This window comes from Stenotrophomonas sp. HMWF003 (genome assembly GCF_003061285.1).
Lineage (GTDB): Bacteria > Pseudomonadota > Gammaproteobacteria > Xanthomonadales > Xanthomonadaceae > Stenotrophomonas > Stenotrophomonas maltophilia_AP.
On record NZ_QAIW01000003.1, the window covers coordinates 1 to 9017 of the forward strand.

General features: G+C 59.7%; 7 protein-coding genes. All 7 read left to right on the forward strand.

Annotated elements, in window-relative coordinates:
- The coding region (locus tag DBR34_RS00135) for an RHS repeat-associated core domain-containing protein (RefSeq protein WP_128095206.1) at positions 1-4358 on the forward strand (4358 nt) is incomplete at its 5' end.
- A gap of 48 nt (positions 4359-4406) precedes the next feature.
- Positions 4407-4964 carry a hypothetical protein gene (locus DBR34_RS00140; RefSeq protein WP_219928189.1) on the forward strand — a complete coding sequence of 186 codons (558 nt, stop codon included), beginning with the start codon at positions 4407-4409 and terminating at the stop codon, positions 4962-4964.
- A 150-nt stretch (positions 4965-5114) separates the two neighbouring features.
- Positions 5115-5723: a pentapeptide repeat-containing protein gene (locus DBR34_RS00145; RefSeq protein ID WP_219928190.1), complete on the forward strand. Its 609-nt coding sequence runs from the start codon at positions 5115-5117 to the stop codon at positions 5721-5723.
- Positions 5724-5778: 55 nt separating this feature from the next.
- Entirely contained in the window at positions 5779-6720 is a 942-nt protein-coding gene (locus tag DBR34_RS00150; protein WP_128095208.1) for a DUF4303 domain-containing protein, read from the forward strand.
- Positions 6721-7209 (forward strand): Imm26 family immunity protein, encoded by a 489-nt coding sequence (locus DBR34_RS00155; protein ID WP_128095209.1) that lies wholly within the window; start codon positions 6721-6723, stop codon positions 7207-7209.
- Between the two features lie 153 nt (positions 7210-7362).
- Positions 7363-7968: a hypothetical protein gene (locus tag DBR34_RS00160; protein WP_128095210.1), complete on the forward strand. Its 606-nt coding sequence runs from the start codon at positions 7363-7365 to the stop codon at positions 7966-7968.
- A 560-nt stretch (positions 7969-8528) separates the two neighbouring features.
- A partial coding sequence (locus DBR34_RS00170; protein WP_128095212.1) for a hypothetical protein occupies positions 8529-9017 on the forward strand: 489 nt, incomplete at its 3' end.

Sequence of the window (9017 nt, forward strand, 5' to 3'; positions counted from 1 at the left end):
CCGATGGCGAGCCGTTCTCGCGCCTGGCCATGCCCGTGCTGGACTGCAACCTGGCCGGCATGATCAACCCGTTCCGGGTAAAGAAGCCCAAGAATTCGCTGCGCGCGATGTTTTTGCCCACCGGCTTGTACGTGGCCATTCCCACCAGCGTCAAGGTCGGCGGCCCGCCCACCGTGTCGTGGACGGCGATGGCCTTCCGCGCGGCATTCGCCGGGCTGGGCAAGCTGCGCAAGACCGACTTCTTCCGCAAGAAGATGGATGCCTTCGCCGCGTGGCGCCGAGGCAAGTGGGGGCACCTGCCCTCGGGCACGCTCAAGTGCAGGATCCTGCGGGCCGAGCCGGTGGACATCCGCGACGGCAGCGTGTCGGTCAGCCACGAAGACTTCAGCATCCCCGGCCGCCTGCCGCTCAGCTGGCGCCGCGTGTACGCCTCACGCCATGCCCAGCGCACCGGCGCCTGCGGTTACGGCTGGCAGACCCCGGCCGACATCGCGCTGGCGCTGTCGGCCGACGGCAGCGCCTGGCTGTCCGGCCCGGACGAGGTGGCCTTCTTCCCCGAGCTGCCGCGCCGCGACGGCATGGACGCGGCCACCCTGGACTTCGTGGACGGCGCGCGCCTGTGGCGCGACAACGGCCAGTGGATCGTGCGTTTCAAGGGCGGCCTGCAGTACCACTTCGACGCCACGCCGGCCGCCGGCGTGGCGGTGCTGCCGCACGAGCGCAGCCTGCCCATCGAGCGCATCGAAGACCGCTGCGGCAACCACTGGCGTTTCGAGCGCCGCGACGGCCACCTGGTGCGCATCGTCGAAAGCGGCGTGGACGGCCTGCAGGGCCGCTTCATCGAGGTGGACGCGCGCCAGGGCCACATCGACCGCCTGCAGCTGCACGACCCGGCCAGCGGCCTGAACCACCTGCTGGTGAGCTACCGCTACGCCAACGGCGACCTGATCGCCGCAGTGGACCCGCTGGATGCCCCGCGCACCTTCGGGTACCAGCAGCACTACATGGTGCGCCACACCGATCGGGTTGGCCTGTCGTTCTATTACGCGTTCGATGCGCAGTGGCGCGTGGTGCATTCCTGGGGCGACGGCGGCCTGTACGACTACCACTTCGACTACGACGCACTGCTGCACGAAACCCGCATCACCGACTCACTGGGCCATGTCAGCCTGGTCAAGTTCGACGAAAACCGCCTGCCGCTGTGCGAGATCGACCCGCTCGATGGGGTGACCATCTTCGAGTACGACGACTTCGGCCGCACCGTGGCGGTGACCGATCCGGAGGGGCTGCGGACCGGGTTCGAGTATGACGAACGGGGGAACCTGGTGGTGCTGGTGCGCGCCGATGGCACCAGCCTGCAACAGCAGTTCGACGACAACGACCAGCTGCTGGCCGTGACCGACCCGGACGGCAACACCTGGCAGCAGCAGTACGACGCCCGCGGCCTGCTGATCGAGCAGACCGACCCGCTGCAGGCCAGCACCCGCTACGCCTACGACGCCCATGGCCTGCTGCAGGCCCAGACCAACGCGCGCGGCGCGGTCACCGGTGTGGCCTACGACCGGCATGGGCTGGTGGCGGTGGTGCGGGACCCGCTGGGCCATGAGAGCCGCTTCGAGCATGACCCGCTGGGTCGCCTGCAACGCCAGGTGGACCCGCTCGGCCAGGCCACGGTGTACACCTACGACGCCAAGGGCCGGCTGCTGGCCGTGCTCGCCACCGACGGCACCGGCGTACGCTGCGAATACGACGCCGAAGACCAGCTCATCACCTACCTGGACGAGGCCGGTGCGCGCACCCGCCTGCAGTACGTGGGCATCGGCCAGATCGGCAAGCGCCTGCAGGCCGATGGCCAGGTGGTGGAGTACCGCTACGACACTGAAGAGCAGTTGGTGGCGGTGATCAACCAGCGGGGCGAAACCTACACGCTCACCCGCGACCCGCTCGGCCGCATCGTGGAAGAGGTGGACTACTGGGGACAGGCACGCCGCTACGAGTACGACGCGGCCGGGCGCCTCACCGCCACCCTGGACCCGCTGGGTCAGCGCATCCGGTTTGCCACCGACAAGATGGGCCGCATCACCGCCAAAACGCTGCCGGATATCCGCCAGCCGGGGCGACAGGTCAAGGAAACGTTCGAGTACGACAAGCGCGGCCAGCTCATCGCGTTGCGCAACCCGCACCGGCACGCCACCCGCCGCTTCGACCCGCTGGGCCAACTGCTGGAAGAACTGCAGGACGGCTTCCGCGTGGGGTACGCCTACGATGAAGTGGGCAACCGCATCCAGCGCCAGACCGGCGCCGGCAACACCGTGGCCTTCGCCTACGACCTGCGCGACCAGTTGATCGAAGTGGGCATCAACGACGAAGCGCCCATCACCCTGGAGCGTGACGCGCTGGGCCGCACCACCCGCGAGCAGCTGAGCGCGCACGTGGAGCGCCGTTTCGAGTACGACGCGCGCAACCTGCTCACCGCGCAGACCGTCCTGCGCGATGCGTCACCGTTGTTCGACACCCGCTACGACTACGACCGCACCGGCAACCTCACCCGCCGCCAGGACAGCGCGCAGGGCGTGGACGAATACCGCTACGACGCGATAGGCCGGCTGCTGGCTCACACCGATCCGAAGGGCGTGCTGCACCCGTACTACAACGACCCGGCCGGCGACCGCCTGCGCACCGAAATCCGCGAAGTGCGCATGCGCAAGGTGGCCGGTGGTGACGACCAGGCAGAGCTGCTCTGGACACGCGAGGGCACCTACCAGGGCGTCCACTATGTGTTCGACCGCGCCGGCGACATGGTGCGCAAGGGCAGCCCGGGCGGCGACGACGCCAGCGACCTGGAACTGATCTGGGACGCCAACCATCGACTGGCCGAGAGCCGGCGCGGCGGGAAGAGCACGCACTACGGCTACGACCCGTTGGGGCGACGGGTGTTCAAACGCAATCCGGACGAGACCACGTGGTTCTTCTGGGATGGCGACGCGCTGCTGGGCGAGGTGAAGCAGGCCAACGACGCTGAAGAGGCCGCGCCGGTGTGGGTGGACAACGTGGCCAGCCTGATCGAGGTGAAGCGACGGCAGCGGCGGTTGGGGAAGCTGCATGAGGGGGTTCGGGAGTATGTGTATTACCCGGGGTCGTTTGTGCCGCTCTCGCTCATTGTTGGAGACAACGTTGCACTTCGTCAGATGGCTGCCCCCAATCAAGTTTTACATCAAGGTGGCCGTGACTCCAGTGACTCTGCGACGGACACACTAGGGGATAGGCAGCCCGCCGTGCCGCCCGCGCGGCCTTCGATTGACGATCGCAAGCGCGCAGCGACTGCAAGGCAGGAACGGCGCTCCGGCTTTGGCGGGCTTGGCGCGACGACGCTTGGAATGAGCGCTCCTTCTCAGCGCGAAGCGGCAAGCGGTGACCGCGCCCGCTCACTGCTGGGCTCAGGGAAGCTGGGTGCGTTGGGCCTCGGCACGATGAACAAGGCAGTATTTGCATCGGCCCCGCCACCTTCTTCCGTAGAGCTGGAAATTCCACCTGATGCGTTGGCCGGATACTCAAAAGACGGGGGGGTGCCCGATGGTCAGGCGCCAGAAGGAGGGGTTCCTGAGCGAACTTCGCTACTCGCCGCAAGTCAGGTGGGAAGGGGGGTGCACTACTTCCACCTCATGCCAAATGGATGTCCAGAGCGAATTCTGAGTACGGCCGGGTCCATCGTATGGGAGGGGCGCCTGGGGGCATGTGGACAGGTGGAGACAGCTTTTGCGCCTAGTATCGAGAACAACTTACGGTTGCAGGGACAGTATTTCGATAGCGAAACAGGCTTGAACTACAACCGAAATAGATACTACGACCCCCAGGTTGGCTCCTACGCATCCAAGGATCCTTTAGGGATATTTCCGTCCGAAAACATCTACGATTACGCACCCAATGCCCTTGGTTGGATTGATCCGCTGGGTCTGGCTCGTCGCGGCAATCAGGCGACACAGACTCATATGGATCAAGTCCGGGATGCTTTTATCCGGGATAATCCAAGCTTCGATCTTGTTGCAGGTGGACGGGATGCAGCATCCGGCTTAGACATCCCCGAGGAATTCATCAAGCCTCTCACGCCGGGAAGAAAGGGAGGGACTTATCCCGACATGACTTTCATTGATCGAACATCCGGCAGGACGGTCCGCGTTCAAACGGTGGACAAAGGGGGGTTCTTCGGCGGAATGTCCCGGCGTGAACTTACGAACGCGGGAAGGCTTTCAAATCAGAGAATAAATGACACAATACTCACAGTCGTGAAGGGGGCTGGGTTGAAGCCGGGCTCCCTTGATGTGAGCAATATCGGCGCCGGAATACATTGCAGAACGTAAGCAGGGTGACAAGTGGCTAACTCGAAAATGATTCAGCAGTGCGTGTTCATGACTTCTCTGGATGAGCGTGAATTCGCTGGTGCGCTCTTGGCAGCGCGTCCATCGGTAAGATTCATTGACATGCTGCAGCAGCCGGATACTAACCAGCCGAAGTATAGGTGTCGCATAGATGAGTGCGGTGGCGCTCACGTAACTATCGTGGATTCATCTATAGTTTCTGAAGATTATTTCCATAAAAATTATGTGAGGGATCATCCATCTGGAAAAGGATGGATTTACGCATTGGTCGGATCAGGCCTTGTGAGTCTTCTAAGGTCGAGAGCTGCAGACTTCCTGCAAGGTTCTATCCTCAATGGCGAGTTGCGAGCTTCGATTCCTACAGGTGACGAGGCTTCCGAGGTATTCGTGGCAATCGTCCTTCGTGAAGCAAAGGCGCGCGGAGGGAAGGTCGTATCAATAGATACAAGTACGGGTGAGCGCGGTACGAAGGCTGATCGGAAATTTATTGTTTGGCCAGACGCGGCACAGAGATTTGATGGCACGAATGGCGCCTATCTGGCTAACGGCGTACATGCAGTTTTTGTTCCCAAGGCTAGTGGGATATAGTTTCTCTGAGTGCATGATCTTTAGTGCTGGTGGTCTGCGGCAGACAGATTGAGTAGACAGGGCGACGACAGCGCGTGCCCGTCTGCAGTGCCTGTGCATCGGCTCACTCGGAAATCGTTTGCGGGTAGCGAGATCTAAAGGAAATGGCCGATGCTTGCTAAAGAAGTTCGCGGCAGGTGGCAGGTCAAGCAGGTGAGGCTGGTCGAGAAGAATCTCGACGATGCTGCGAAGTTGCTCAAGATGGGGCCAATGCCGGAATCGCCCTTTGGCCTCACCGAGATGGGTATGGCTGACTATCGCGGGGTGACCCTCGCTGAGCCGGTGCGTTACCTGAAAGTAGGCAATGTCGATTTCTCTGACGTCCAGTTCAAAAAGGGTGCCAGCATCAACGAATCGGAGCTGGATGGATGTCGCCTTGATCGGATCGACATGCGTAGCGTTTTTGTGAGGCGTAGCTTCAGTGACTGCAGCTTTGTCAAAGCGAGGCTCTCGGGCGCAAGGCTGGGCGGAGAATTCGTGCGCTGCGACTTCACCGGGGCTAACCTATCCAAGTCATTCGCCACGGACTGTAAGTTCACGGGATGCAACTTCGCCGGTGCGACACTGTCCGATGTGCATTTCATCAGCTGCACGTTCGAGGACTGTGACTTCTCGGACGTCAAGCTGTTCACTGGATCCGTCGCCGGCAGCAAGTTCCTGGGCGGAACCTCGATGGACCAATTGGCGGGCTGTATCACCGAGAATGTAGTGATTCGGTGACACGGCCACCTGGAACGAGTGCGGTGCTTGTTGTCCAACGTACGCTGGGGGCTTCATGGAAGTATCGCTGACCGCCCGGTTGGGCGGTCCCGAGGTCGGCATCCTGTTTCTTGCAGGCGTAGTTCATGCTCGCAAGCGTTTGAAAGCCGCAATGGGCGGGGTTTCCTTGGTCGGCCTTGATGCTATGGATATCACGCTGCACATCGGCGGTAGCATCACCGACATCTCCCCTGCAGAGCCGAGTGTTGATGCACGCTATTTCAAGCAGCAACGGCGCCTGAAGATCTTCGTGAGCATACCGAGTGCGGAGGCCCAGGCGTCGCCTCAAGAGGACGTTGGCCGGAGGGTGACGGAATGGCTGGTGCATGGCCTCGAGAGCGTAGTTCTGCCGCGAAGTGCAGCTGGCATGACGCTCGGCCCGGTACTGAGTGCGTTTCGGCGAGATTTGAAGACGGAAGATGTCAATGGTTTGGTGGACTTGGTCTGCAAGTCATTTCGGCCCGCGCTGCTGGACTTGTTTAGAGGTGGCGAGAGCTTCTATTACTGCACCTTCGTCGTGACCGGGGAAGGCCACGCGCCATTCCTTTCAGCTTGGTCTGAAGAGGCGCTTGCAAGGGCAGTGGACGAGAGTGGCGAAGGCCCAGAGGTAGCTGCGGATCTGAGGTGGTCGTATGCAGATTCTCCATACGTTGACTTTGGAAGCGAATACACTGAAAAGCTTCGCGCGCCCTTCCTCGCCAGGCCGAGCCTACAAGAGCTCGGTGTCGATGAGTGGGAAAAAGAGATCGAGCTCCGTATGGATGCTGTAGAGCAGGCCGCACGCCAGTTGGATGCAGAGGGCGCATTCGGCGCAGGCCAGCGTCGCAGCAGGCTCCTTGTCGCAGTGGAGAGCATGCCTCCAGTACCTTCCAACGTTGACCGGGTGGCTCGGCTGAACGACACCAATTCGGACATCTTCAAGCAGTGGTTGGAAGAGGCTGCAGAAGTGGATGGTTGAATGGCCGAAATGACGAAAAAGAAGATCAAGATTGCCGTTGGTGACGTGTTTGCAATTCCACTTCCGTCTGGCGGGTATGGGGTGGGGCGCCTGATACACATCTCAGACAGGTGGCGCCTTGCGCAGTTCTTCGCGCTTAGGCTGGATGCTCCAGAGCTCTCAGCGTCGCTTCTCGATTTCGGTGACGTGCTGCCAGTTCACAACATAGTTACGTTGCGTACTGAAGAAGGCGCGTGGCCCGTTCTGAAGCGGGGTATGCTCGAAGCTTTGCCAGACCCTGACTCACTGATCTTCTATCGAGTGCTGTCTGCCCAGCGAACGTACTTGAAATTGAATGGCGAGATTGTTCCTGCGTGCCCCTCTGAGGGCTGCTCGTCTTCCATGCCTCAGTTCGCGGAGTACGTGGCGGAGCAGTTGGACGAGCGCCTGTCCACATTACAGGGCGTACATATGCAGCTAGTCCGTTTTGATTCTCAAGGCCCTTTCTAAGTAAGGCGATGAAGAGATTCTGCTTGTGGCTCCGCTTGCAGCGCCCAGAAGCCGTAAAGATGGTTGGAAGGGCGGGATTGCTTAACCAAGAGCGTTTGGCTTCATCAGGGATTGAGTGTCCAAAGGCAAAAGTTTTAAATTCGAGGGGGTATTATGTTTGAATTGGATGAGCTTGAGAGAAGATACTTTGAGGTAAACTCAAATTGTGATAAATACCTGTCTAAATACACATCCTGTATATCGCCAGATCTGAATAGAACTGTAATAAGCAAAGGTGCTTTATATAACCTGCGGCCTTATGAGATTGAGCGGAATGGGTTTAAAAAAGGCAGGAAACTTAATAAATTACCGTCATCCATAAAAAATGCACACGTTTACTATTTTGATAACTTGGATCGGATAGTATTGGTTGAAATATATGGACAATCTGAAAATATAATTAATAGAGAGTGCTGTGTATACGGTGATAATTGTGTTGAACGTCTGTATTTCACAAGTGCAGGGACATTGAGAAATATATCTTTGTCATTCTTTGATGACTCAATAGTCAAAAGAGATATAAATTGGGGAAGATATGGATGTAGCATATCTGACTACATATATAATGACTCTATTTTAGAAATAATAACCGTGCGCCAGAAGGAGCATGCAGACCCTTCATTCTCTGAATTTGATGTCGTCTTTAAGTATAAGGGCAATGAACTGGAAAGTATTACGAATGTTTTCCCTAACGGCTATCAAGAAAAGCGATTTTCATAGCCGTAAATAAAGTAAGCCGGGAGAGAATTGACTCTTAAGGGCGCGCGAAGGGAAGGTCGTATCCATAGATGAAAGCACGGGTGAGCGCGGTACGAAGGCTGGTCGAAGATTTATTGTTTCGCCAGGCGCGGCATAGAGATTTGATGGCACGAATGGCACAACGAATCGGAGCTGGATGGATGTCGCCTTGATCGGATCGACATGCGCAACGTTTCCGTGAGACGTAGCCTCAGTGACTGCAGCTTTGTCAAAGCGAAGCTCTCGGGCGCAAGGCTGGGCGAAGAATTCGTGCGCTGCCACTTCACTGGGGCCAATCTGTCCAAGTCATGCGCCACGGACTGTAAGTTCACAGGATGCAACTTCGCCGGTGCAACACTGACCGATGTGCATTTCATCAGCTGCACGTTCGAGGACTGCGGACGTCAAGTCGAACCTTAGCCACCCGTCCGCCGAGGCCTGCCTACGATCGTTGCCAACGCAGCGGGGAGCCCTTCAGCTGCATCACCGCTTCACCCCACGCCAGCTATCGTTGCCAAACCCCCGCCGCCTCCCGGATCCCCATGCGCGGTCTAGACTTCAGCTCCTGGCAAGCCATGCTCTCGACCCTGCTCGGGCTGGCCGTCATCACCCTGATCGGCGTCGGCATCCGCCTGCTGGTGATGCAGACCATGCAACAGCGTCGCGAGCGTGAGAACCGCCAGATCAACGAGCGCCTGCGCACGCTGATTGCCGCCTACAAGACCCTCGGCGGTTCGTTTACCGGCGCATTGCACGTCGATCCGCGCCATCTGCGCGACCTGCGCCAGCCGGCCGCGGCGGATGCCCCGGACGATGCGCTGCTGTTGCCCGTCGATGGGGGCACCGGCAGCGACCGTGCACGGCGTATTCGCGATGCCGTGGAGGCGGCGCTGTCCGACATCATTCTGCTCGGCACCGACGACCAGGTACGCCTGGCCGCTACTGCCGCCACCGAGTTGGCGCAGGGCACGCCCGTGCAGACCGCCGAGCTGGTGGTGTCGCTGCCGGTGCCCCCATCGACGGGCAACAGC

What these genes read in the sequence shown, in the direction of transcription:
- DBR34_RS00140 (WP_219928189.1), top strand. Translation starts at nt 4,407, where the DNA reads ATGACTTCTCTGGATGAGCGTGAATTCGCTGGTGCGCTCTTGGCAGCG.
- DBR34_RS00145 (WP_219928190.1), top strand. Translation starts at nt 5,115, where the DNA reads ATGCTTGCTAAAGAAGTTCGCGGCAGGTGGCAGGTCAAGCAGGTGAGG.
- DBR34_RS00150 (WP_128095208.1), top strand. Translation starts at nt 5,779, where the DNA reads ATGGAAGTATCGCTGACCGCCCGGTTGGGCGGTCCCGAGGTCGGCATC.
- DBR34_RS00155 (WP_128095209.1), top strand. Translation starts at nt 6,721, where the DNA reads ATGGCCGAAATGACGAAAAAGAAGATCAAGATTGCCGTTGGTGACGTG.
- DBR34_RS00160 (WP_128095210.1), top strand. Translation starts at nt 7,363, where the DNA reads ATGTTTGAATTGGATGAGCTTGAGAGAAGATACTTTGAGGTAAACTCA.